This is a genomic window from Methyloversatilis sp. XJ19-13, assembly GCF_024580155.1.
In the GTDB taxonomy this organism is placed as follows: domain Bacteria; phylum Pseudomonadota; class Gammaproteobacteria; order Burkholderiales; family Rhodocyclaceae; genus Methyloversatilis.
In genome coordinates this window covers 216739-238433 of record NZ_JANINH010000001.1, presented here as the reverse complement: position 1 = coordinate 238433, position 21695 = coordinate 216739, and the positions used below count along the sequence as shown (strand labels likewise).

Genomic DNA, 21695 nt, shown 5'->3' with positions numbered 1-21695 from the left:
TACCTGCACGATCCGCTGCACAAAAACTGGCGGCATCGATCACCATTCCTTATGCCGCCGGAGATGCCGAAATGAAGTCGATCACCTTGATGGCCTTCCTTGCATTCACCCTCGCGGGCGCAGTGCGCGATGCACCCGCCGCGCCCATCGTCGTCAGCACCCTGCCGTCGTGGAACGGCAGCGCCAGCATCGGCGACTTCGGCTCTTCCGGGTTCTCCGCGTGGGGCCAGTTCTTCGTCGCACCTACGGGCACCAACCGCCTCATCGACTTTACCTTCCTGCTGAGTGACGCAATCCAGGGCGGCAACACGAATCCGGTGCCGGTCGTGATGCAGGCGTATCTGGTGCAGTACAACCCGCTCACCCGCCTCATCATCGGCCCGACGCTGTACAGCAGCGCCGAGATCACTGTTCCGGTCACGTCGGCACTGCAGTTCGAGCTGTACAAGTTCGAGGTCGATGCGGCGATCATCGCCGGCAGCACCTACATGATGTTTCTGTTCGCGAACAATTTCGAGCTGCAGATCCCGGACGATTCGCGGCTGCGGCTGGCCACGTCGGACAGCGACCTCGCCGGCAGCGCGTACAACATTCCGATGTCGGCATTTGCCGATCTGGATACCGCACTCGCCTCCCCCTGGCGATTCACGGCCGGAACCGACCTCGCCTTCTCGGCGACCTTCGACAACCGCCCGACCGCGCCGGTACCCGAACCCGACGCACTGTTGCTGCTGGCGACGGCGGGCGCGGCGGGACTGTGGGCGGCGCGCCGGCGGCAAGCAGGCTCGAGGACACGGGCTACGCCGGCGGCACCGGATCAGCCTGACCGCACCGTCGACGCAGGGCCTTCGAAATGACCACAGCAAACCGGCTGCTGCGCGTGTTGGCCATCGCATTGCTCCAGGCGGCAGGTTCGGCGGCGCTGGCCGCCGATGTCACGTGGACCACGCCCGGAGACGGCTTCTGGGACGACCCGGCCCATTGGCCCGGCGGGGTGCTGCCGACCGACGCCGACGACGTCACGGTCGATCTCGGCGGCGCTGTCGCTATCGTGCGGCAGCTGCCGGGAGCGCCGTCCTCCCCCCTGTCCCGCTACACCGTCGCCAGCCTGCTCGCGAAATCGCCGTTCGAACATGCCGGGGGCTCGCTGCTGGTCAGGGGCGACGCCACCTTCGATGACACCTTCAACTGGAGCGGTGGTGTCATTCATGTGGACAGCTCGATCCCGAGCGGCACGTGGACCTTCCGGAAAGGCCTGCACCTGACGGCACCCGGGCTGGTGGGCATGAACGCCGGCGCGGTCGAACTGCAGGGCACCTCGATCATCGAAGGCGGCGTCGGCATCCTGTTTGGCGCCGTGCCGGTGCACATCGCATCGGGCGCGACCCTGGACATCCGGTCGGGCGACCGGTTTGCCGTGCAGAGCAGCCTGATCAACGACGGCGCCATCGACCGTACAGCCGGCAGCGGCACATTCGAAATCTTCCTGCGCGGCGGCGGCAATCAGGGCGCGGTGCGCAACCGCACCGGCGTGCTGTCCTTCATCAGCGGATTCGATACGCTCACGCATGCAGGCAGCTTCTCGGTCGATGCCGGCGCGGAACTGCGTTTCTCGGGCGCGCACAGCTTCGCGAACACTCTCTCCGGTGCGGGAAACGTCACCTTTTCCCAGTTCCACGACTTCACCGTCGACGCCTCCCGCTTCGCGCTCGACGGGACGATCACGCTGGAGAACGGTGCCAAGGGCGTATGGAGCGGCGACGGCAGCATCCGGAACCTGCGCTTCAACAGCGCGAACTTCCTGCCGCAGGGGCAGGTGACCGTCCTCAACCGGGCGCGGGTCGACGGCATCGGTTTCGTCATCGGCGGCGCGAGCAGCCGCACACGGTTTGCCGACGGACTGGACCTTCATGGCAACTTCATCGTCAATTCGGGGCTGGTCGAACTGGGCGGCGATACCGCGGTGCAAGGCAATGTGGGGCTCGGCGTCGGCAATGACGCCACGCTGACCGTGCTGTCCGGCGCCTCGCTGCGGGTCACCAACGACGCCACGCCCACCGGCACGGGTGGCATCTTCGGCCCCGGGCGGTTCATCAATCAGGGTATCGTCCAGCGCGATACGGGCACCGGCGAATTTGCATTCAGCATGAGCGAGTTCATCAATGAGGGCCGCCTCGTGCTGAAGTCCGGCCGGGTGTCTGCGGCCGTCGATTTCCAGCAGACCGCCGACGGCACGCTGGCGGTGGATCTAGGCGGCTTCGCGGGGCCGTTTGCCGTCGCCGGCGATGCCCGTCTCGACGGCCTGCTCGAAGTCCGCTTCGCCGACGGATTCCTGCCCGCACTCGGTGACACCTTCGAACTGATGACCTTCGGCGCGCGCAGCGGCGCCTTCGCGCTCTCCACCGCGGGCGAAGCGGGGCGCGCCGGCTACACCTATGCCCTGCACTACGCCGACCACTCGCTGGCAATCGAAGTCACGGGTCTGGCCGCGCCGGTTCCGGAGCCGGCGACCCATGCGCTGTTCGCGGCAGGATTGGCGCTGGTGGTGAGTTTCAGGTGTCGGTCGAGCGGTTGAGGCGGTTGGCGTCAGAGCTGCATCGACAACCGCCTTCGGCTGCGGACAAGCTCCATTTTCGCGGGGCGGTGGGCGGTGTTGACGACCACCCAGAATTGACCCACCTGCTGCGCGAAATCGACCGGAATCATCTTCAGCCCGTAGTCGGGCGTCTTGAAGCGCGGCATCGCAGGGCTCCGTGGAAGCGATGACCGATCATAACAACGGCATGTAAACGGACGATTAAGCGGGTTTTTCTACAGCCTCAACGTCTGAATTCACCGGCCTGGCGCGGCTTGCCGCGACAGGTCCGGTGGAATGATGGGTTGGGCCTCTGCTTGCCGGGCATGGCTTATTTCCCGGCGACAGCGAGTAACGCCTTCGGATTTGTACTTGCGATAGAGAGCAACGTCCGAGCCGCTCCACTGGGCTGTTTGCGGCCCTGTTCCCACCCTTGCAAAGTGCGAACCGACACGCCCATGAGCGCAGCGAACTGCGACTGAGACAACCCGGTTTTCTTGCGCGCCTCAATGACTGGCGACGACACGACACGGACTTGCCCAGCCTTCATTTCGCGCACCGACTGCAACAACTCCGCAGCCAAATCGCGCTGCGCTTCATAGGCCTCCAACTCGGCGGGGGCCAGCGGCTTAATCTTCGAGGGCACGGCGAATCTCCTTGAGCTTTGGACCCGTGAGGTTGTCTGTCTTGGACTTCGCGTAAAGCGTGAGTAAGACGACCTCACCTTCCACGGTGCGCGTGAAGTAGATGACCCGCACACCGCCAGACTTGCCCGAACCTGCTCGCCCCCACCGCACTTTGCGGATGCCACCGGACTCGGGCACGACGTCTCCGGCGTTTGGGTGTCCCGCGATGTACGCAGCGAATGCACCGCGTTCTTCCTCTGTCCAGTACAGCGGCCACTGCTTCTGGAAGAGCATCGTTTCGGCGACTGTGAGCATGTGCGGACTGTACTCCTAAAGCGCATAGCTGGCTACCGCCGCCGAGATGCCCAACGGTTGAGCTGAGCGGCGCGCACGCGTTCACATGAGCTTGGCACTTTATCGTCCACGCGTCCGCTCCAGCGAGGTGTTAGGCGTCATTCCGTCACCACGAGTTTCACTTGCGTCCCATCGGGCAAGTCTTTGGTCTGGCGATGAATATCCGCAAGTATTGAATAGTGGACGCTCAAGTCCGTCGGTTCGACGTTGTCCAGCGTGTATTTGCCACCGAGCATTGGCGGAACCTTGAACCCGTAGCATTGCGATTCCTGTAGCGGGGGGAATGCCTCAGCGCACTTGTCCACGAGTGGGATCATGAGCCAGTTGTTTGCGTTGTCATCACGGTCGAGGAGTTCCGCGAAGTGATCGCGGCTATCGGCAACGCGAGAAATCTGGCCTGCACCCGCGTCGAGCATGTGAACCGATCCGTCATCAACTACTAGAAACGCATCGCCGAAGCGGTTGACGAGCCAGAGCGTAAATGACTCCGGAATGCTCCCTCCCCAGCCCGAAAGCAATTGTGGCCAGTCTTTGCTGCGCTGATCAATGAGGTAGTCGTTGATGTTCATGCAAATGACGCCTAACGACGCTGTAGAAAAACCCCATCCCGGGGCAAGTTGCTGCGACCGGCGCTTGCCGGCTTGAATTCATTCTTCATCGCATCAATCCCGTTTCAGCGGTTTCATCCTCGTCTCCTGACGCCCTTTACAGGGCGACTTCTGCATGGCCCGATCGGGGCGCTTCCCGCCCGCCAGCTTACCTAATTCGCGTAGCCATGGTGCCCAAGCTTTTCGATGTTGTGCACCATGCAATAGAGCTTCCATTGTCCATCGACCTTCGTACGCCCACGCAGCGTGAAGCGGTCGAGCCGCTTGTTGTGCCGCAGGTTGCCGAACAGCGGTTCGACCCCGGCAAGGCGCGCCTTTCATCCCGCTTGCCGTGCTCGGAGTCGATGCGCCGCTTCATCCGCTCGGTGAAGCGCCCCGGGGCGCTTCAGACTGGTTGGGCGTCACTTCCACTTGAGATCGAGCTTGCGGTTCGAAGCAGCGCAGTCGCGGAGGTACAGATTGATGAGACTCTGGTACGGGATGCCAACGTCTTCAGAGATGGATTTGAAGTAGTTGATGCACTCTTCGTCCAAGCGGATGGTGATTTGCTTCTTGAGCTGCGGAGCGTAGGGGTTCTTCGTTGACTTCGAGAAGTCGTATTCAGCGCGCATGGATTGCACCTTTTCAGTAAGACGCGGCCTCTTGCTTAGTGGCCTTTCGAGCCGAGATGATGCGAATTGCGTTCTCGGACCTGCGATAGCAATGGCACACGACAAGCAGTTTCAGGCCTGAGCTGTAGCCCAGGAGGATGAACCGCTCTTCATCTTCGGAATGGTCTGGGTCCGCGATCAGCCTCGCCCGTTCGTCGTAGAAGACCGTCTTGGCCTCTTCGAAGCTCACACCGTGCTTCTTGATGTTGGCCTTGGCCTTCGGGTCGTTCCACTCGAAGTGAAGTGTAGTCATGAGGCGACTGTAACCACGATGTAGTTACGCGTCAAGATCTTGGGATGCGCTAGCCGGTGACGTTCAACGGTTGAGCTGAGCGGCGCGCACGCGTTCACATGAGCTTGGCACTTTATCGTCCACGCGTCCGCTCCAGTGATGGAATGGACTCCCCCGACCTTTTGGCGCCCAATCAGGCACCTGCCGGTCGTCATGGGTGTGGGGATCGGCCTTCAACCGGAGGAGTCCGCCATGAATGCTACTACCGTCGCTGTCGATCTTGCCAAGAGCATCTTTCAACTCGCCGTCGCCGATGATCAATGGCGGCTCACCGAGTCTCATCGCCTCACCCGCAAGCAGTTCGAAGCCTGGTTCGCCAACCGCAACGTCTCTCTCGTGATCATGGAGGCCTGTGGATCGGCTCATCACTGGGCTCGCTGGCTCACTTCACTCGGCATCGAAGTGCGGCTGCTGCCCGCCGCCTATGTGCGCGCCTACGTGCGCCGCAACAAGACCGACGCCGCCGACGCGCGCGCGCTGCTCGAAGCCGCCCGCGCATCCGACATCGAGCCCGTGCGCGTGAAATCGGTCGAACAGCAGGCATTGCAGGGCCTGCATCGCATCCGCTCCCTGTGGATGGCTACGCGGACGGCACGCATCAACGCGCTGCGCGGCTTCTGCCGCGAATTCGGCCTCGTCATTCCGGTTGGCGCGCGCACCGGCATTGAGGCGATCAGCCGTGTGCTGGCCGATCCTGCCAGCGCTGTTCCGACTCTCATCCGAGAATCGATGAAGCTGCTGGTAGAGGAAATCCGTCTTCTTGAAGCGCGCATCGCTCGGCTTGAGCAGGAACTGTCGTCTCTGGCGCGCCACAGTGACGCCTGCACCCGGCTGCTCACCATTCCCGGTATCGGGCTGATCACCGCCACCGCCATGGTCGCCGCCACCGGCGGCAGCGTTGCCCACTTCAAGGATGCGCGTCACTTCGCCAGCTGGTTCGGGCTCACACCCAAGGAGTTCTCCTCCGGCTCGACCCGAACGCTCGGGCACATCTCCAAACGGGGCGATCGTTACCTGCGCATGCTGCTCACGCACGGCGCCCGCGCCTGCCTGAGAGCCGCCGCACTCGCGGCCAAAGCAGATCGCGCCCTGGACCCGCTCAGGCAGTGGGCCGTGACACTTTCGGCGCGCACCCACCACAACAAGGCCGCCTGCGCACTGGCCAACAAGCTCGCACGCATCTGCTACAGCGTGCTGCGTGACGCGACCCGCTACGGTGAGCCGCAGCCCCGACTGGCTCGCAAGTTCGAGCGCACGAGCTGGCCGGTCGCCGCCTGAACAACCCTTTTCAGTCGATATCCCGCCACCCCTTGCAACGAGACTGATCATCCATCATGGCCAAACGGGTCACACCCACGGGGATGTACGCCGATAACCCTTCCGGCAGCTTGCGTGCCGCTTGTAGCGATTGGCGATCCCCGCGCAGATTCCATGTCGGCACGGGTCACACAGAACCCGCTTCAGATGCCGGATATACGACTGCAAGTGATTCACCCGACTACGCCAGACTATTGATCAGCCTTGATTCTGGGGGGAGTCCATACACGAATTGTTAGGTGCCGGCTGAGACAAGCAAATGACTGAAACCCGCAGCGTGCCATTGGGTATAGGGCATCTTGTACAACCCATCACGCATAAACGTGTATGGAAACGCATACTGGCAATTGGGACAATGGAAGACTGGCTCTGCTGGGACGAAGTGATTGACGGACTCTCGCGAGCCGCAGAGATTTGAAAGATCATCGTAGAGCGTATCGCATTCGTAGCAGAAGACCATTGGTCTTCCGCAGTCAGGACAGCCAAACGGATACAGATCTTCGTCGCCGCAGCAGTTGAATTGGCCAAAGTCTAGGTCTTTCTCTTCAACAACCAAGGACATTGTGCGGCACCTAACGACGCTGTAGAAAAACCCCATTCCGGGGCAAGTTGCTGCGTCCGGCCATTGCCGGCTTGAATTCATTCTCCATCGCATCAGTCCCGGTTCAGCGGTTTCATCGTCGTCTCCTGACGTCCTCATAGGGCAGCGCCTGCATGACCTGATCGAGGCAGTTCCTCGGCTGCCAGCTTACCTAATTCGCGTAGCCATGGTGCCCGAGCTTTTCGATGTTGTGCACCATGCAATAGAGCTTCCACTGCCCATCGACCTTCGTGCGCCCGCGCACCGTGAAGCGGTCGAGCCGCTTGTTGTGCCGCAGGTTGCCGAACACCGGTTCGACCGTGGCAAAGCGCGCGCCGATCATCTGCTTGCCCTGGTCAGAATCGATGCGCCGCTTCATCCGCTCGGTGTGCGATGCGCTGCCATCGCGCTTGCCGCGGAAGAAGGCGACCTGTCTCACCTTCGTCTGGTGCGGCGTGCGCAGGCATCGATGTCGCTCGGCACATGGCACGCAGTCGCGCTCGGCCCCGGTGTACTTGGTGGCGGCGTAGCCGTTGATCGTGCAGTTGCCGCCGTTGCGATACAGCCGCTTGCCGGCCGGGCACAGGCAGTGGCTGCGGTCGTCGGCTTGCTTGAAATCGGTGTTGGCGTAGGGCTTGTTCTTGCTGGCTGTGCGCGCTGCCTTCGCCTTGGCGCTCTTGTCCCACAGCGGGTCGGGCCTGGCCTTGTGCTTCGCCTGTTCGGCGTACCTCGGATCGCGTTGCCGGTAGCCGTTGTCGCAGATCCAGGCCGGGATGTGTCGCTTGTCCAGCTCGGCCAGGTTCTTCTCGGAGTGGTAGCCGGCGTCGGCGCAGATCGCCGTGTCCGCCGTGCGCTGCGCGGCGGTGGCATCGACGACCGGCAGCAGCAGTTCCTGCTCGGAGCCGGTGCCGTGCGCCTGCGCGTCGACGACGATCTGGTGCGCGGCATCGACCGCGGCCACACCCGTGTAACCCTGGATCACGCCCTTGCCAGTGGCCATCTTGGCCGACTCGTTGTCGGTGCGATTACTCAAGCGCACGGCGCCCTTGGCGCCGCGCCGCTCGTCCGGGTTGGCCGCGAGCCAGTCGCGGATCTTCTTTGCTTCGTCGGTGAGCCGCTCACGGGTGCGCGCTGCGCGCACGGCCTCGTCGTCGCAGCCCGCTGCATCGCGCGCCTTCTGCTCACCCATCATGCGCTGCACGGCCGCCTCCATCTTCGCCGCCTCGCGCTCGAAGTCGGCACGCGTACCGCTCTTCGCCTTCGATGCATTCGACGGCAGCTTCACGCCGTCGATGGCAAAGAGCTCGCGCCCGATCAGGCCCTGGCGGTCGCACACCAGCAGCACCTGGGTGAACAAGGCTGCGGCCTCATCCCCCAGCTCAGCCACGAAGCCGGCAATCGTCGTGAAATGCGGCGCGCTGTCACCGGAGACGGCCATGAACAGCACGTTGTTCCGGCACGCGCCGGCAATCGAACGCGAACTGATGAGCCCGCGCGAGTAGCCGAGCAGCACGATCTTGAGCAGCACCGCCGGATCAAAGGCCGGCGCGCCGCCGGCGTCGTTGGTGAAGCGGGAACGGAGGGTGGAGAGGTCGAGTTCATTGTTGACCAGGTGACAGAGCGCGAACTCGAAGGTGCCGGGCAGCACCTGCTGCGCGAAATCGACCGGAATCATCTTCAGCCCGTAGTCGGGCGTCTTGAAGCGCGGCATCGCAGGGCTCCGTGGAAGCGATGACCGATCATAACAACGGCATGTAAACGGGCGATGAAACGGGTTTTTCTACAGCCTCAACGTAGAGCTAACCGGCGATGCGCGGCTTTATCGCGCAGCGTCCAGCGACCGAAGGGAGCGCGGTTGAGCGCCATGTTATGCGTCGGCTGCACTACGGAAGCTCCCGAACAAGAGGTTCTGCGCATGCGATAACGGTGGCGCTCATGTTGCTGGTGTAAACGAGCCACTCTCGACCGCACCAAATGTTGATTCGTTCACTTTTGGCGTGGGACAACCACCCCCCGGAAAGTACCTCGAACAGAAGTTTTCCCTTTTCATAGGTGCCGTCGTTCCAATAATTCTCGAGGTCAGACTCCTCAAGCACCCTGTGTCTCGTGAGGCCACTCCAGAAATACTCGATGTATCGACGCGCTGTCGGATCGGCGCGGCACCAAAACTCAACAACAATCCGGAGCCCGCTGTCGCCCCAATTGAGTTCGGAGATTTCTGACTCATCCCAAACGTAGGACGGTCCGATGGAGCGAGTCTCAAGACGCATAACGAATAGGGTTTATCCCCCGCGAGACGACGTTTTCTCGAAGCGCCATGGTCAATCGCGGGGGATAAGCCATGTTGAACTGAACCGCCGCTCAGGCGGTGATACTGAGGATTGTATGCGCGGGCGATGCCCGTTGAATAGCGTGAGGTGTTTCCGGGTGCCTGCGGTCGGTTCGTTCGACGTGCGGCCGTTGCTCGATGGCGTGGTCAGTGTGTTGAATCGTGTCATTTCCGGACGAAGGTCGAGCCGGATTGAGCTGATCTGGCCGCTTCAAGCAAAGGGTGCCCGCCAAGGCCGTCGGCGACCTCGTCAATGCCTTACGTGGGGATGACGGAGGGCTTCCGATCATGGCGGTCCGTCGCGCACACGCGCACCGGGGTGCATTCGTGCGATGGGCGCAGGGCGCATGGTCCGCGGCGCATAGATCTCGACCGCACACCAGCGCCCGCTGTGGCAATGCGGACAGCGCTGCAGATCACGTGCGCTGACCCGGCGCAGAAACGCCTGAGCGGTTTCGATGGCGGGCGCCTGCGGTTCAGGTACTTGCAGTGCCGCACGCGCCTGCGCCATGCGCACGCCCTTGTGACGGGGCGCCAGCAGCCCGTAGTGACGGATGCGCTTGAAGCCACGCGGCAGCACGTGGCGCATGAAGCGGGCGATGAAGTCCTGGGCCGGCAGGCTCACCATGCGCCGTCGCTGATCGGGGCCGGGGCGCACGCGCAGCCGGATCTCGTCGTTGTCGATGCCGAGGATGCGGTCGTTGGAGATCGCCACCCGGTGTGTGTAGCGCGCCAGATAGTCCAGTACCTGGGCCGGACCTCCGGCGGGTGGCTTGGCGTAGACCACCCAGTCGTGCTCGCGCAGTGCGCGCAGCCTGCGTGCGCGCTCCGCTTGATTGCGCGCCGGGTCCCGGTCGAGCACGCCCGCTTTGTGTGCGGCCACAAGTGCGCCGATGAACTTGCCGCGGAACAGCCGTGACGCGGCCTTGACCGGGAACAGGAAGTGGCTGCCACGCACCGGTGAACGCCAGTTGCCCTGCGCGTCCAGCCCGCCGCAGCTGACCAGGGCGTGCACATGCAGATGGGTGCGCAGATCCTGCCCCCAGGTGTGCAGCACCAATGTCACCGTGGGCTCGGCCTTGAGCCAGCGCACACTGCCGGCAAGCTCCAGCAGCGTGCTCGACGCGCAGGCGAACAAGGTGTCGAACACCCAGCGCGCATGTGTGCTCGCCAGCGCATTGAGCGCATGCGGCAACGTGAACACCCAGTGCGCGTAGGGCACCGGCAGCACTTCGCGCACGCGCGCCGCACGCCAGGCCTCCTTGGCCTGTGTCTGGCACTGCGGGCAGTGCCGGTTGCCGCACGAGCGATACCGATAGCGTTCGCACCCACAGTGCTCGCAGCACTCGCGTACCCCACCGAGTTCGCGGGTCCGGCAGGCCACGATGGCTCGCCAGGCGCGCCCCTGTTGCGCATTCAGTGCATGGGTGTCTCTATACGCTGGACCGTACCTGCGCAGGATGTCGGCCAGCGTGGGCCGATGCATGACCAAACACCTACAGTTGCCGCAGCAGATCGAGCGGGCTGTCCTGCGGCTTGGCCCCCGGACGCGCAAGATGCACGTAGCGCTGTGTAGTGGACAGGTGACCATGGCCAAGCATGCTGGACAGCGTGGCCAGATCCACCCCCGCTTCGAGCAGGTGTGTGGCAAAGCAGTGACGCAGCACGTGGATGCCGCCCGTCTTGCCGATGCCCGCCCGCGTACGCGCCTGGTAGAACATGCGCTGCGCGCTCTTCACGTCCAGTGCTCTTTGCTTGTCGCGCGCAGCCGGGAACAGCCACGATTGCGGACGACAGGCCTGCCAATACAGGCGCAACGCCGCCAGCAGATGGCCGGTGAGCAGCGTGTAACGATCCTTGCCGCCCTTGGCGCCGACAATGCGGATGCACATCCGATCAACGGCCGAATCGATGTCGGCCACGCGCAGCGCGCACACCTCCGACACGCGCAGGCCGGCCGCATAGGTGGTCATCAGCAGCGTGCGGGCCCGCACCCCATTTGCAGCTGCGAACAGCCGCGCAAGCTCCTCGCGCGACAGGATCTGCGGCTGTCGCTGCGGGGTGCGTGCGTAAGGAATCGTCAGCGCATCGGCTTCGCGCCCGAGCACCGTGCCGAAGAAGAACTTCAGCGCGCACACCGCCTGATTGACCGTGGCGTAGGCCAGGTGTTGCTCGCGTATGCGGTGCAGCAACCACGCCTGAACCTGCGCAGCATCCAGTCGATCCGGGCTGCAACCGTAGTGGCGCGACAACTGGACCAGCACCGAAACATAGGCGCTCTGCGTGCGCTCGGCCAAGCCGCGCAACACCATCGCGTCAATCATCTGCTGACGTAAGGGGTTCATCGCACTTCTCCTCGAAAACGGGAACAGTCCCATTCCAAGGTAGTGCTTCACCTCTGCCGAATACGCCCGAAATCGACGATCAGCGCCCACCGCGACAGCGGTTTAGTTCAACTTTGTTTTCGGGCGCAGTTTTGATGGATAACTCCTGGGAGTGCTGGATAACTCCGCACACCGAAACAGGAATTTATGCATTTACATCAATGATTTGATGCACTCCGCGATGACCTGAACGGTCATTAAATCGCCGACAAAAGCAGCAGTTCGTCGAAAGCATACTTGTCACCACCCGTTACGTCTATTGCGTAGCTCGATCGGGTAAGCGTGCGTAAATCTTTGGTGCTATGCCGCGATGGCCTGGGCGAGCTCGGTCGAGCGCGTGAGCTGCTGTGCAGCGAGGATGAGGACGATGGCCAGCAGGTGGCCGGCATAGAAGGCGAGCGAGCACGGCGCACGCGATGTGTGTGTGTGGGTGCTCCGGATCTCACGTACTGGCACGTGGCGATGATGGCCGCGATCGCTGCGGCAATGAGCGCGTTGGCGATCGGCATGCCGGGATTGAGCATGAAGAAGGCGACGAGTGCTGCAGCTGGCCAGACTGCTGTGTTGTCGGGTTGTCGGTTCGGGAACCGGTGCAACGAGAACTGCCAGACGATGCCGGCAAGGCCGAAGGATGACGGCGACTGGATGAAGGCGACGGCGGCGATGACGGTGAGCGATCTTGCGATCGAGGCGGGTGTCGGGTGCCTCGCCTCTTCCACCAGTTAGGCGACGGCGGCGAAGCTGAACAGGATGTTGCCGGCCCACCATGTGCTGAAGCCACTGTTTGCGAAAGCGATCGCGTAGATCGGCTGTATCGCTGAGCCAGCGATAGCCAGGCGCCTGGCGGTCTGCAGTGCCTTGTGGGGGTTGAGCGTGAGTGCGAAGGACAGACCGAACAGCGGGAACGCGAGAGGCCGACCAGCAAGGCCGGAAACGAAAACGGCCCGCCGTGATGGCGAGCCGTCTGAAGGGGTGGTGGCCTGGGGCGGAATCGAACCACCGACACGCGGATTTTCAATCCGTGCTTCAACGGCGGCAATCAATGCTGCTGTGTTAATCGAAATTTTCCATAAACCCGGCAAGGTCGCCGTCGACGTTTCGGGCCTGCGCACGATGTGCGCCGGGCTGCAGATGCGCATAGCGGCGAACCATGACTCGCGTTTTCCACCCGCCGAGATCCTGAACGACATCGAGCGACGTGCCGGCTAGTACGTGCCAGGTCGCCCACGTGTGCCGCAGATCGTGCCAACGAAGATGAGCCATGCCGGCACGACGCTTTGCCTTGTACCAGGCAGAGTTCGACGCACGAGTCATCGCCCTGCCCTTGTAGGTGAAGACATACCGAGGATGCTTGCCGAACTGGTGACGAAGCACATCAAGTGCTGAATCGCTCAAGGCCGGCGCGAAGGGATCGCCGCCCTTCATGTCATTCCCATCAAACAACAGCATGCCGCGTTGAATATGGACCTGGTCCCACGTCAGCCGGATGACGTTCGACATTCTCAAGCCCGTTGCAAGCGAAAACACAAACGGTCCCCTGAGGTGCTCCGGCAACTCGGCGAACAACGCCTTCGCCTGATCCTGCTGCAGCCACACAGTCCGCCCTCTCGGCTCCGGCCGAAGCTTTACCGGTGGTGGCTTCTCGATCCAATCCCAATCGAACGCAGCACGCCGAAGGATCGCGCGGACAAGCGCAAGGTAACGATTTACCGTGCTGACGCCGGAGCCTTCGGCTCGTCTGGCTGTCGCAAGTGCACGGATAACGTCCGCAGTCACTTCCGTGAGAAGAAGGGTACCGAGGTGCTCGTCAATCCATGCAAGTTTCCTCACGTCTTCGTTCGACGTTCGCTTGTGGCATGTCTCCTCCTGCCACCGCTGTGCAGCATCGCGCCAAGTCGTCATAGCGACAACTCACGGAAACAGTCATCGAGGAATCTCAACGCAGTCAAATTGACTGAAAAGGCGGGGAGCCTTTGAAAATTCATCCTTGCTAAGCAGTGAAGTCGGAGGAATCTTTGGTGCAAGAAGACGAGCGGCGTCGATACAGGACTTAAATGTCGAGAAGGTTGGGCCCAGAGAAGGTGTAACCGAAAGCTCTTCATTTCCACTCCCGGCGTAAGCAGTTACCACCAATACAAGTATCCATTGGCTCATAAAAATTCCCTTCAAATAAACGACACGACGCTATGCAAACGGCAAAGATAAAGAATAGCTTTATCGGCCATTCGGGTGAACTCAAGTCTTGAGGCGGATATCCCGAAATGAATATCTTTATGTGACTACGCGTGACCGGCCATGCTGCGCATCGCCGAAAGTCAAAGGCGACGACGTGTGCATGTCGCACACCTCGTCCAGCTCGAGGCCGGACCCGGGCCGTTGGCCCGCTTGGTGTTTGCGGGCGTTGCCCGGAGCCGGCTGCGCCGGGTTTCGGTTGCCCTCCGCTTGACCGCATGCACTGCCGTCCCATCCGCTGATTTCCTCGCACATCGCTACCAAGGTTTGAAAGCAGGCAAGAACTCGCGCCAGCGATGAAGCCGCTGGCACGCCTTCTTGCGTGCTTTTTTGATGGTGGACGCTTCGCGTGCGTTCGCGACCCTTTCGGGCGAGGAACTCAGCGGATGGGACGGCAGGAGGCTCCGCAGCCTGTCTATCGGAAGACACCCGAAACGTACGCGGGGCTCCGAATCTAGCGGCTAGGTCGGCTTACAAACGAAAGGACAAAGACATGCGTTACACACTCACTGTGAATTATAGCGGCACGGATGAAGGCCACAGCGACGCCTTCGAGAACCTGGGCGAGGCGATGGATCGTCTGACGGTCGAACTGCGTTCGCCGGACACGCGGAGCCATAAGCAGGTCCAGCTTGTGCGCGACGGCGAAGGCCTTCCGACGATGACGCTTTGGGCCGCTACCGTGCCTTCGGTGGCTTCGCAGGTCGAACAGATGACGGAGGCTTGAGCCATGACGACGACTAAGGAGAAGAAGGCAACAGTTCGCATCAATGCCAAAGCGAAGGAACTGCTTGCCCAGATCGCCGCTTTTCACGACACAACGCAAACGGAATACCTGGAGGCGCTGCTGCACTACGCGATATCGCAGCACAAGCGGCCGGGATCTTGGGAGACGACGTGCGAATTTGACTTCGCCAATTACGACAGACGCAACGAGCACGCTTTTGCGGACATGTGGTTCTAAGGGGACATGATCATGACGACGACTACCGAGAAGAAAACAGCGCCGGTCAAGGCGGTGAAGAAGGCGCCTGTGAAGGCGAAGCGGCCGGAACTGGCGAGCGTGGCCAGCGTGGTGTTGGTGCCGCTCGCTGACCTGGTGGAGGTATCGAACATCCGCGAGGCGATGGACGAAGAAGGGATCGCGGAGCTTGCGCGCGATATCGAGGCGCGCGGGCTGTTGCAGCCGATCATCGTTACGCCGGCCAGGGGGAACAAGTACCAGATTGTCGCGGGGCACCGACGCACGGCTGCAGTGCGGCGTACCGCCGCCACCGCTGTGCCGGCCGTGGTGATCAAGCTCAACGGTGCGGAGACGACTGCGGCGCAGCTGGCGGAGAACGTCCAGCGCGAGAACCTTTCGACGCTGGACGAGGGGCGCGCGCTGCTGGCGTTGAAGAAGGAAGGCATGAACCTGGCGCAGCTGGCGGAGCTCGTGAACAAGTCGCGCTCCTGGGTGTGCAAGCGGATCGCGTGCGTCGAGGGGTTGCCGTGGCCGATCGAGGAGCTCATCCGCGAGGGCGTGACGGAAGATCCGGAAATCATTCTGGCGTTGAAGGAACTGACGGCGCTCGACTGGTGGGCGACGCGCCAGGCGATTGATCGACTCAAGGCCGGCGAGGAGAACCGGGACTCGCTGCGCGAGCTGGTGAGGAAGGCGAAGGAACCGAAAGCTGACCTGGTTGCGCAGATGGACGGTGCGGAGGGTGATGGCGACGGGGACACGGCGGGAAAGCTTCGGCAGACGGATGCAGATGCGTCGCCCCAGGCGCGGGCAGCGCAGGCGGCTGAACGTGATGCGATGGAGCGGGAGCAGCGGCGAGGGAGCAGAATCAACCTGCAGTGCGCGACGTGGCAGTTGCTGAGCCTGGCGACGCTGGACGAGGAGCCGACAGATGAAGAGTTCGAGATCTATGCCGAGCTCGAACCGGAGGCGCGGGCCTATTGGTGCGAAGTGATCAACGATGCCCTGGGCGGTGATCTGTTCGAGAAGATGATGAAGCGGGCGGCGGTCGCGGCCCTGGAGGAAGAACCGGATGTGCTGCCGGTGATGCTATGGGTGGCGATGCAGCCGAAGCCGTTGCCGGAGCGGGAAGAGGATGTGTTGAAGGGGTTTTTGCAGGGGTTCAGGAAGGTTTGCGTTTCGCATGCGAAACGGGAAACTTAAAAGATGAAGCCGGCGAAAGCCGGCTTCCCTTTTCATCAGAATTGCTTTGGCAGACCCGCCTGCTTGAGTACCTGATTCGCGGTATGTCGCGACTTGATCGTGTAATCCACGGGAAAACGCGTTCCGCTATGCGGACTTTCCCAAATCTCGTGATCGCCCTTGCCGGGACGGACGTAAAAACAGCCTGCTTCCCGAAGAATTTCCTTCAGCTTCGCCGTGTAGCCGCTTCCCATGCATCAGGCCGCATGCCGATGCACCACACGGTGCGATAGCGACATGATTTCAAGCGGAATATCCGCGCCGTCCGCGACGTCGTTCTCATCGAGCAGTTCGGGAACCCGCTTTTCCAGAACTGCCACCAGACCTTCGAACGTAGACGCTTCAGCCGCCAACCCCGGCACATTCGAATCCTCGACGTACCAGACCTTCGCCTCTTCATCCCACGCGCAACGAACTCGATAGTTGTCCATCACTCAACACTCCACATGTATCCCACTGCGAACCCGTAGGGTACATCGTTCAAAATTTCAACGCGAGGATGGCCATCAAGGCGAGATGGCCAACATAGAACCACAGTGACCAAGGCACGCGCGTTGTGCGTGTTGGTGCTCCGGATCTTGCGAACTGCGACGCGGCGATGATGGCCGCGATCGTGGCGGCAATGAGCGCATTGGCGATCGGCATGCCGGGGTTGAGCATGAAGAAGGCGACCAGCGCAGCAGCTGGCCAGGCTACGGTGCTGTCGGCTTGTGGGTTCAGGAAACGGTGCAGCGCGAACAGCCAGATAATGCCCGCGAGACCGAACGATGACGGCGCTTGAACAATGCTGGCCAGCATCACCACTGCCAAGGCCTGGATGATGCTCGACGTGGTCGGCGACTTCACCAGTTCGACCAGATACGCCACCGCGGCGAACGAAAACAAGATATTTCCAGCCCACCATGGACTAAAACCCGTGTCAGCAAAGGCTATCGCGTAGATCGGCTGTATCGCTGCGCCGGCGATCGCCAGTCGCCTGGCGGTCTGCAGCGCCTTGTCTGGATTGAGCGTGAGTGCGAAGGCCAGACCGAACAGCGGGAAGGCGAGCCGGCCGACCAGGTAGGCCAAGACAGAGGCACGATCGAACAGGCAGGTGTTGATGTGATCGACGAGCATGCAGGCGCATGCGATGGCTTTGAGCACGTCGATCTGCAGCGGGTGACGCGGCAGCAGCACGGCGTGCAAGGCTGTCACCAGGCGACCCGTTGCGACATAGGTGGAGTTCATCGTTCGCACACCTCAGAACCCTGGGGCGATGTTCGCCCCAGACCCCCCGGTTTCACTGCACACCCCTGTCGGGGTGGGCTCGGGACCTCCGTCCCTCGAACGGGAAACGGGGTTTCCCTGAAACCTTGAACACCCTGGGGCGGGTGTCCGCCCCAGACCCCCCGATTCCACTGCACACCCCTGTCGGGGTGGGCTCGGGACATCCGTCCCTCGAACGGGACACGATGTTTCCCTGAAACCTGGAGCACCCTGGGGCGGGTGTCCGCCCCAGACCCCCCGGTTGCCCTGCACACCCCTGTCGGGGTGGGCTCGGGACATCCGTCCCTCGAACGGGAAACGATGTTTCCCTGAAACCTTGAACACCCTGGGGCGGGTGTCCGCCCCAGACCCCCCGATCTACGGCGCACGCCACGGTGAGCTTTGCGGCACACGCGGCTGGTAGGGCTGCTGTGTGGGCTGCGATGTCGTCTGCGGTGTGGTCGAGCTCGGCGACGTGCTCAGGCCTTCTCGCGGCGCCGGTGCGCCGATGACCAGGTCGGTCGGCGTGGCGGTGCTGGCGCTGGCCAGCAGAGGGGCGTTTCTGTTGGCGTCGTGTCTGCGTTCGCGCTGCTCGGGTGTCCTCGCGTCCCAGGCGAGGAAGAAGCCATCCTGGACGATCTTGTCGCACAGGGTCTGTTCTACGGCCAGGCGCGTGCCTTGCTGGCTGTAGCAGCGGCATTCATTGCGCAGGGTCAGACACGCAGCAGGGTACGGTGCCTGTGTCGGTCGGGTGACTTCATCGTACACCGGGGCGGTGTAGGCCAGTCCCTGGATGCGCGGCTGCTGTTCCTGCAGGTACTGCGCGGTCGTGAGCTTGCCTTCTCGGGTGCGGCCGGCTGAACTGGTGGCCGGTGCGCCGGTACCGGCTTGCTGTGCCGTGGGCTTCGTGCCACCGATCGGCACGCCTTGCGTGCGATCGTAGAACCAGCTCACGGTGAAGCCGATCAGCGCAATCGCAATCACGGGTAGCACGAACATCAGATAGAAGCGTGCCGGCAGCTTCTTCTTGTGCGTGTGGACTTCGGCCGACTTGTAGCACTCGAAGATCTCGGGCGGATATTTGAAGTTGTGTTCGATGCCGGTCGATCGCGCGGCAACCGGGTTCTCCTTGACGGACTCGAACTCGAAGACGCGGGCCTTCTGCTGGCCGAAGGTGCGAACCGAGTGGTAGTGCTTGCCGACCAGGCGGCGCACGTTGCTGTCGACGAGCATCGGGTGTTGCGTGATGAACACGAGATCGATGCCGAGGTGTCGATGCGTCTCAAGCTTGGCGACGTGCTCGGGGACGTTTGAGCCGTTTCCGCGCGGGCGGAACACGCGCTGGCATTCGTCGATGACGATGATGCTGTTCGCCGGGCACTCGTACCACTTGGTCGGATCTTCGAGCTCGATCCATGGAAGCTTCAGGTCCGCGATCCCGGAGTAATAGACCGGCCGGCCCTCCAGCTCCGACTTCTGCTTGATGCGCCAGATGGAGTACAGCGTCTTGCCTGCACCCGGCAGGCCGGTCTGCAGGTCGATCATTTAACGACCCAACGCTTCACAGCCCCCTGCACGGCGGACATGGCGAGCTTCGTTGCGAGGGCCGCGAAGATGATCTGCACGGCGTCGCCCAACTTGAGCAGACCGACGAAGCCGGAGATGTCTGCGGGCAGGCCCGACAGTTGGCTGAAGTAGCTCGATCGAAACTGATCGAGCAGCGGGTCCAGTGCCGTGTAGGTCACCAGTCCGAGGCCGAGTGCCAGAAGCACCCGGCCGACGAGCGAGGACACGAGGGTGAGCAGGACACCGCCGATCGAGCTTGCGGCAATGACGGGAATCAACGGAAGTGCCATGGCGGGCTCCTCAGGCGGTCGGGTTACGCAGCACGATCAGTGCGGCGGACAGGTAGGCGAAGGCCTGGACGAAGAAGCCGAGATAGCCGGCGAATTCGCACGCCTTCTCGAAGGACACGTCGACGCTGTATCCACCCGGCAAGCCAATTGATCGCGACGCGGGGCACGTCGCGGCGATCGGCGAGGACTGCAGGCTTTCGGAGAACTTCGCCTGGGCGCTGATCGGTGCGGCATCCTTCTGTGCCTGGATGTAGGCCGAGGCGGCATCCGTGCCGGCTGCGGCCGTATCGGCCAGATCGGTCAAGGCGTTCGGTGCCGTGGATTCGCAGTTGCGTTGATGCACCTCGCGGGCGAGTGCGCACTGCACGGCATCCCCCTCACACGTGAAGGCACCGCAGGCGCCGCCCCATTTGCCTTCCTTGCAGAAGGCGGACGTGGGGTTGTCCTTGCAGAACGACTCCTGTGGCTCTTTCTTCTCCTGCGTGGTCTTGTCGGTCGTGGTGCCGTTCGGGCCGGTGGTCGTGGTCGTTGTGCTGGTCGTGCTGGTGACGGTGCCGGAGCCGTCGTGCGTCGCGACCGTGTCGGTGGTCTTGGTTTGCGTTGTGTCGTTGGGCGGTGTGCCGGTCGTGGTGGTTTCGGTCTTGCGATCGAAGGTTTTGACAGGCTTCGTTTCCGAAGCGGCTGCACCGCACGGGACGCACACATAGACGCCATTGACCTCGCCCGGGCACTCGCCGGCTTTGCAGCGGGGCGGATCGTCTTCGGGCGTGACGGTGACGGGCGGCGGGTCGCCCGGTTCGTCGTAGGACTCCTGATTGCCGGAGCCATTTCCCTCGACTGAACCGTTGCAGAACTCGCCGGTATGCACCAGGCCGTTCACGCCGTACCAGGTGCCGGTCGACGACGGGATCTGAAAGCCACCGCCGACCGTGAGCGCGCAGCCGGCTCGGCAGATGCTCGGCGGATGGACGGTGTAAGGACTGGTGTAGTCAGAGCCCCCGGCAGCGCCAGCGGCGGGGCACGGCGGCTGGCATTCGTTCGTGATGGAGTTTCTGACCTGGCCAGGCGCACAGTCGGCAACGCCGCAAGAATTCGTTGTCGCGTTGTACTCCTGGCCGGCGGGACATGTCGGCGAGCCGGAGCACATGTTGTTCGCAACGATGCTTCCGCCGTATCGACATGCATAAAAGAAGTTGATGTTGGAATCGTTACCAGGCGGCCCGGAGAAACCGCCGTAGCAGACCGTGTCCGTATTGGAGTAGTACTGACCGCCGGGTGAGGTGACGACACAGTTCGTCTGACCGTTCCAGAACGCCTGACACGCTTCCGCCGGACTCCAGGCGTTCGGCACGCATGACTGGGCCGACGCGTAGTAACGTTTCTGAGCTGGATAGTCGGCCATGGCGGGTACTGCGAACACCGCGACAATGAGGCCGATCAGGAAGGCTGCAGCGCTGCGGAGGAGCCTGCGCGCGCTCAGTAGTTGAAGATGATCCATGCGGCCCCCAGCAAAGCGATCATGACGTATGCGCCCATGATTTGAATCCCCCAGGTGAATGCCGGGACCGACCGCAGCCCCCCGGGTTACTACGCTTGAAACGGTTGATGCGAGCTGATCAGCTCGCGGTGGTTACAGCGCGCGACGGATCCACTTGTAGACCGCAACACCGACCAGCACGACCAGCACGGCAGCGCCGATCGCAGCGATCGGAGCACTGGCGCCAGCGATTGCCGTGGTGACTGCGGACACATCGACGCCGCCACCACCGGCGTGCGAGGGTGCCGAGACCAGAGCCAGCGGAGCGGCCGAAACGAGGACACCCGCAACCTTACGCAGACGATTCATCATTTGTACTTCCTTTCAAGAACAGGGTTTGAATTGCGGCACGGCAGCCAAAGGCGACAGCCCATACCGTGATGATTGCGACCGCAATGGCCGCACCAGCTTCCGAGCTCAGGGCGAAGGGGTTACCCATCGCTTCCGAGCCCGAGAGCACCACCATCCCGCATTCGCTGAGGTTTGCGGGCTGAGGGTTCTGTACGACGAGGGCACCGCCCTCGCCGGTTGTGACGCACAACATGTTTGATCCTTTCTGCTGCGGATAGTCGGGCAGCGATCCGAATTGATTTGCGCTACCGGTAATGGATGCGACGTGCGGCCCGAAATACTCGACGGCGCCGCTTTCCGGCCAATACGGCAGATACGAGTTGAAAGACACGCCCACACTGTCCAGACAACTGAAACTGATGTATCCCTCCGAGTCCAGAACCGCCGTCACGCACTTGGTTGTGCTCACGTCCAGCGTTCCACGAAGGGACACGGCTTCGCTGATCGTGTCGGCGTGACTGGCGTAGCAGCCGGAGTAAAAGAGCTCATTGCCGACTTCGTTGCCGAACTCGTCGTAGATCGGAATGAACACTTCTGCGCTGTAGCACCCCAT

General features: G+C 62.4%; 28 protein-coding genes. 7 read left to right on the top strand and 21 right to left on the bottom strand.

The window, feature by feature from the left end:
* The first annotated feature begins 71 nt into the window (after window positions 1-71).
* Both NMQ14_RS01250 and NMQ14_RS01245 read left to right on the top strand, forming a co-directional pair.
* The gene (locus tag NMQ14_RS01250; protein WP_257092743.1) at window positions 72-857 is read left to right on the top strand and encodes a PEP-CTERM sorting domain-containing protein; all 786 of its coding nucleotides are present in this window, start codon (window positions 72-74) and stop codon (window positions 855-857) included.
* Window positions 854-2575, top strand: a complete 1722-nt coding sequence (locus NMQ14_RS01245) for a hypothetical protein (protein ID WP_257092741.1) — start codon at window positions 854-856, stop codon at window positions 2573-2575. Before NMQ14_RS01250 ends, NMQ14_RS01245 begins: the two co-directional genes overlap by 4 nt.
* Before the next feature lie 11 nt (window positions 2576-2586).
* Here NMQ14_RS01245 and NMQ14_RS01240 read toward each other — a convergent pair whose 3' ends face one another.
* From NMQ14_RS01240 to NMQ14_RS01210, 7 genes are all read right to left on the bottom strand, one after another.
* Window positions 2587-2742 (bottom strand): hypothetical protein, encoded by a 156-nt coding sequence (locus tag NMQ14_RS01240; protein ID WP_257092739.1) that lies wholly within the window; start codon window positions 2740-2742, stop codon window positions 2587-2589.
* Window positions 2743-2906: 164 nt separating this feature from the next.
* Complete coding sequence (locus NMQ14_RS01235; protein ID WP_257079639.1) at window positions 2907-3221, bottom strand: DNA-binding transcriptional regulator; 315 nt, start codon at window positions 3219-3221, stop codon at window positions 2907-2909.
* Entirely contained in the window at window positions 3205-3516 is a 312-nt protein-coding gene (locus tag NMQ14_RS01230) for a type II toxin-antitoxin system RelE/ParE family toxin (RefSeq protein WP_257092737.1), read from the bottom strand. The genes NMQ14_RS01235 and NMQ14_RS01230 overlap by 17 nt, the downstream gene beginning before the upstream one ends.
* Before the next feature lie 137 nt (window positions 3517-3653).
* Window positions 3654-4124 (bottom strand): DUF1851 domain-containing protein, encoded by a 471-nt coding sequence (locus tag NMQ14_RS01225; RefSeq protein WP_257092736.1) that lies wholly within the window; start codon window positions 4122-4124, stop codon window positions 3654-3656.
* A 191-nt stretch (window positions 4125-4315) separates the two neighbouring features.
* Window positions 4316-4441 (bottom strand): transposase, encoded by a 126-nt coding sequence (locus NMQ14_RS01220; protein WP_257093203.1) that lies wholly within the window; start codon window positions 4439-4441, stop codon window positions 4316-4318.
* Between the two features lie 123 nt (window positions 4442-4564).
* Window positions 4565-4774: a BrnA antitoxin family protein gene (locus NMQ14_RS01215; protein WP_257092734.1), complete on the bottom strand. Its 210-nt coding sequence runs from the start codon at window positions 4772-4774 to the stop codon at window positions 4565-4567.
* Between the two features lie 13 nt (window positions 4775-4787).
* On the bottom strand, window positions 4788-5066 hold the full coding sequence (locus NMQ14_RS01210; RefSeq protein WP_257092732.1) for a BrnT family toxin: 279 nt from the start codon (window positions 5064-5066) through the stop codon (window positions 4788-4790).
* Between the two features lie 138 nt (window positions 5067-5204).
* Here NMQ14_RS01210 and NMQ14_RS01205 point away from each other — a divergent pair, with 138 nt between their 5' ends.
* Complete coding sequence (locus NMQ14_RS01205) at window positions 5205-6383, top strand: IS110 family transposase (protein ID WP_257093201.1); 1179 nt, start codon at window positions 5205-5207, stop codon at window positions 6381-6383.
* A gap of 791 nt (window positions 6384-7174) precedes the next feature.
* On the opposite strand, the gene NMQ14_RS01200 is transcribed toward NMQ14_RS01205, so the two are convergent.
* The 4 genes from NMQ14_RS01200 to NMQ14_RS01185 form a co-directional block, all read right to left on the bottom strand.
* Window positions 7175-8713 carry a transposase gene (locus tag NMQ14_RS01200; protein WP_257092730.1) on the bottom strand — a complete coding sequence of 513 codons (1539 nt, stop codon included), beginning with the start codon at window positions 8711-8713 and terminating at the stop codon, window positions 7175-7177.
* 904 nt (window positions 8714-9617) lie between these two features.
* A complete protein-coding gene (locus NMQ14_RS01195) occupies window positions 9618-10817 on the bottom strand; it encodes an IS91 family transposase (RefSeq protein ID WP_257092729.1) in 1200 nt (399 codons plus the stop codon).
* Window positions 10818-10827: 10 nt separating this feature from the next.
* Window positions 10828-11676: a site-specific integrase gene (locus NMQ14_RS01190; protein ID WP_257092727.1), complete on the bottom strand. Its 849-nt coding sequence runs from the start codon at window positions 11674-11676 to the stop codon at window positions 10828-10830.
* 339 nt (window positions 11677-12015) lie between these two features.
* A complete protein-coding gene (locus NMQ14_RS01185; RefSeq protein ID WP_257092725.1) occupies window positions 12016-12171 on the bottom strand; it encodes a hypothetical protein in 156 nt (51 codons plus the stop codon).
* Window positions 12172-12177: 6 nt separating this feature from the next.
* On the opposite strand from NMQ14_RS01185, the gene NMQ14_RS01180 reads away from it, so the two are divergent.
* Window positions 12178-12441 (top strand): hypothetical protein, encoded by a 264-nt coding sequence (locus NMQ14_RS01180; protein WP_257092723.1) that lies wholly within the window; start codon window positions 12178-12180, stop codon window positions 12439-12441.
* On the opposite strand, the gene NMQ14_RS01175 is transcribed toward NMQ14_RS01180, so the two are convergent.
* Window positions 12438-12827 carry a TraX family protein gene (locus NMQ14_RS01175; protein WP_257092721.1) on the bottom strand — a complete coding sequence of 130 codons (390 nt, stop codon included), beginning with the start codon at window positions 12825-12827 and terminating at the stop codon, window positions 12438-12440. The two genes, NMQ14_RS01180 and NMQ14_RS01175, sit on opposite strands and share 4 nt — an antisense overlap.
* Complete coding sequence (locus NMQ14_RS01170) at window positions 12769-13545, bottom strand: site-specific integrase (protein ID WP_257092719.1); 777 nt, start codon at window positions 13543-13545, stop codon at window positions 12769-12771. Before NMQ14_RS01170 ends, NMQ14_RS01175 begins: the two co-directional genes overlap by 59 nt.
* Window positions 13546-14440: 895 nt before the next feature.
* On the opposite strand from NMQ14_RS01170, the gene NMQ14_RS01165 reads away from it, so the two are divergent.
* The 3 genes from NMQ14_RS01165 to NMQ14_RS01155 are packed head-to-tail and all read left to right on the top strand — an operon-like array spanning window position 14441 to window position 16114.
* Window positions 14441-14674, top strand: coding sequence for a hypothetical protein (locus NMQ14_RS01165; RefSeq protein ID WP_257092717.1), 234 nt, complete (start codon window positions 14441-14443; stop codon window positions 14672-14674).
* Between the two features lie 3 nt (window positions 14675-14677).
* Complete coding sequence (locus tag NMQ14_RS01160; RefSeq protein ID WP_257092715.1) at window positions 14678-14911, top strand: hypothetical protein; 234 nt, start codon at window positions 14678-14680, stop codon at window positions 14909-14911.
* A 12-nt stretch (window positions 14912-14923) separates the two neighbouring features.
* Window positions 14924-16114 carry a ParB/RepB/Spo0J family partition protein gene (locus tag NMQ14_RS01155; protein ID WP_257092713.1) on the top strand — a complete coding sequence of 397 codons (1191 nt, stop codon included), beginning with the start codon at window positions 14924-14926 and terminating at the stop codon, window positions 16112-16114.
* Between the two features lie 35 nt (window positions 16115-16149).
* On the opposite strand, the gene NMQ14_RS01150 is transcribed toward NMQ14_RS01155, so the two are convergent.
* The 8 genes from NMQ14_RS01150 to NMQ14_RS01115 all read right to left on the bottom strand — a co-directional run bounded on the left by NMQ14_RS01150 (window position 16150) and on the right by NMQ14_RS01115 (window position 21695).
* Entirely contained in the window at window positions 16150-16347 is a 198-nt protein-coding gene (locus NMQ14_RS01150) for a type II toxin-antitoxin system HicA family toxin (RefSeq protein ID WP_257092711.1), read from the bottom strand.
* Window positions 16348-16350: 3 nt separating this feature from the next.
* Entirely contained in the window at window positions 16351-16584 is a 234-nt protein-coding gene (locus NMQ14_RS01145; protein WP_257092709.1) for a DUF1902 domain-containing protein, read from the bottom strand.
* A 49-nt stretch (window positions 16585-16633) separates the two neighbouring features.
* The gene (locus NMQ14_RS01140) at window positions 16634-17380 is read right to left on the bottom strand and encodes a conjugal transfer protein TraX (protein ID WP_257092706.1); all 747 of its coding nucleotides are present in this window, start codon (window positions 17378-17380) and stop codon (window positions 16634-16636) included.
* Between the two features lie 396 nt (window positions 17381-17776).
* Window positions 17777-18943: a zonular occludens toxin domain-containing protein gene (locus NMQ14_RS01135; RefSeq protein ID WP_257092703.1), complete on the bottom strand. Its 1167-nt coding sequence runs from the start codon at window positions 18941-18943 to the stop codon at window positions 17777-17779.
* The gene (locus NMQ14_RS01130; RefSeq protein WP_257092701.1) at window positions 18940-19254 is read right to left on the bottom strand and encodes a DUF2523 domain-containing protein; all 315 of its coding nucleotides are present in this window, start codon (window positions 19252-19254) and stop codon (window positions 18940-18942) included. Before NMQ14_RS01130 ends, NMQ14_RS01135 begins: the two co-directional genes overlap by 4 nt.
* 10 nt (window positions 19255-19264) lie before the next feature.
* Entirely contained in the window at window positions 19265-20752 is a 1488-nt protein-coding gene (locus NMQ14_RS01125; RefSeq protein ID WP_257092700.1) for a virulence factor TspB C-terminal domain-related protein, read from the bottom strand.
* Between the two features lie 132 nt (window positions 20753-20884).
* Entirely contained in the window at window positions 20885-21100 is a 216-nt protein-coding gene (locus NMQ14_RS01120) for a major capsid protein (RefSeq protein WP_257092698.1), read from the bottom strand.
* Window positions 21084-21695, bottom strand: a complete 612-nt coding sequence (locus NMQ14_RS01115) for a hypothetical protein (RefSeq protein WP_257092696.1) — start codon at window positions 21693-21695, stop codon at window positions 21084-21086. Before NMQ14_RS01115 ends, NMQ14_RS01120 begins: the two co-directional genes overlap by 17 nt.

Excerpts from the sequence above, each read along its gene's own strand:
- NMQ14_RS01230 (WP_257092737.1), bottom strand. The coding sequence starts at position 3,516 with ATGCTCACAGTCGCCGAAACGATGCTCTTCCAGAAGCAGTGGCCGCTG.
- NMQ14_RS01140 (WP_257092706.1), bottom strand. The coding sequence starts at position 17,380 with ATGAACTCCACCTATGTCGCAACGGGTCGCCTGGTGACAGCCTTGCAC.
- NMQ14_RS01200 (WP_257092730.1), bottom strand. The coding sequence starts at position 8,713 with ATGCCGCGCTTCAAGACGCCCGACTACGGGCTGAAGATGATTCCGGTC.
- NMQ14_RS01190 (WP_257092727.1), bottom strand. The coding sequence starts at position 11,676 with ATGAACCCCTTACGTCAGCAGATGATTGACGCGATGGTGTTGCGCGGC.
- NMQ14_RS01250 (WP_257092743.1), top strand. The coding sequence starts at position 72 with ATGAAGTCGATCACCTTGATGGCCTTCCTTGCATTCACCCTCGCGGGC.
- NMQ14_RS01155 (WP_257092713.1), top strand. The coding sequence starts at position 14,924 with ATGACGACGACTACCGAGAAGAAAACAGCGCCGGTCAAGGCGGTGAAG.
- NMQ14_RS01180 (WP_257092723.1), top strand. The coding sequence starts at position 12,178 with ATGATGGCCGCGATCGCTGCGGCAATGAGCGCGTTGGCGATCGGCATG.
- NMQ14_RS01205 (WP_257093201.1), top strand. The coding sequence starts at position 5,205 with ATGGAATGGACTCCCCCGACCTTTTGGCGCCCAATCAGGCACCTGCCG.
- NMQ14_RS01145 (WP_257092709.1), bottom strand. The coding sequence starts at position 16,584 with ATGGACAACTATCGAGTTCGTTGCGCGTGGGATGAAGAGGCGAAGGTC.
- NMQ14_RS01165 (WP_257092717.1), top strand. The coding sequence starts at position 14,441 with ATGCGTTACACACTCACTGTGAATTATAGCGGCACGGATGAAGGCCAC.
- NMQ14_RS01240 (WP_257092739.1), bottom strand. The coding sequence starts at position 2,742 with ATGCCGCGCTTCAAGACGCCCGACTACGGGCTGAAGATGATTCCGGTC.
- NMQ14_RS01125 (WP_257092700.1), bottom strand. The coding sequence starts at position 20,752 with ATGGATCATCTTCAACTACTGAGCGCGCGCAGGCTCCTCCGCAGCGCT.
- NMQ14_RS01150 (WP_257092711.1), bottom strand. The coding sequence starts at position 16,347 with ATGGGAAGCGGCTACACGGCGAAGCTGAAGGAAATTCTTCGGGAAGCA.
- NMQ14_RS01120 (WP_257092698.1), bottom strand. The coding sequence starts at position 21,100 with ATGAATCGTCTGCGTAAGGTTGCGGGTGTCCTCGTTTCGGCCGCTCCG.
- NMQ14_RS01245 (WP_257092741.1), top strand. The coding sequence starts at position 854 with ATGACCACAGCAAACCGGCTGCTGCGCGTGTTGGCCATCGCATTGCTC.
- NMQ14_RS01225 (WP_257092736.1), bottom strand. The coding sequence starts at position 4,124 with ATGAACATCAACGACTACCTCATTGATCAGCGCAGCAAAGACTGGCCA.
- NMQ14_RS01215 (WP_257092734.1), bottom strand. The coding sequence starts at position 4,774 with ATGCGCGCTGAATACGACTTCTCGAAGTCAACGAAGAACCCCTACGCT.
- NMQ14_RS01195 (WP_257092729.1), bottom strand. The coding sequence starts at position 10,817 with ATGCATCGGCCCACGCTGGCCGACATCCTGCGCAGGTACGGTCCAGCG.
- NMQ14_RS01130 (WP_257092701.1), bottom strand. The coding sequence starts at position 19,254 with ATGGCACTTCCGTTGATTCCCGTCATTGCCGCAAGCTCGATCGGCGGT.
- NMQ14_RS01160 (WP_257092715.1), top strand. The coding sequence starts at position 14,678 with ATGACGACGACTAAGGAGAAGAAGGCAACAGTTCGCATCAATGCCAAA.
- NMQ14_RS01210 (WP_257092732.1), bottom strand. The coding sequence starts at position 5,066 with ATGACTACACTTCACTTCGAGTGGAACGACCCGAAGGCCAAGGCCAAC.
- NMQ14_RS01115 (WP_257092696.1), bottom strand. The coding sequence starts at position 21,695 with ATGGGGTGCTACAGCGCAGAAGTGTTCATTCCGATCTACGACGAGTTC.
- NMQ14_RS01135 (WP_257092703.1), bottom strand. The coding sequence starts at position 18,943 with ATGATCGACCTGCAGACCGGCCTGCCGGGTGCAGGCAAGACGCTGTAC.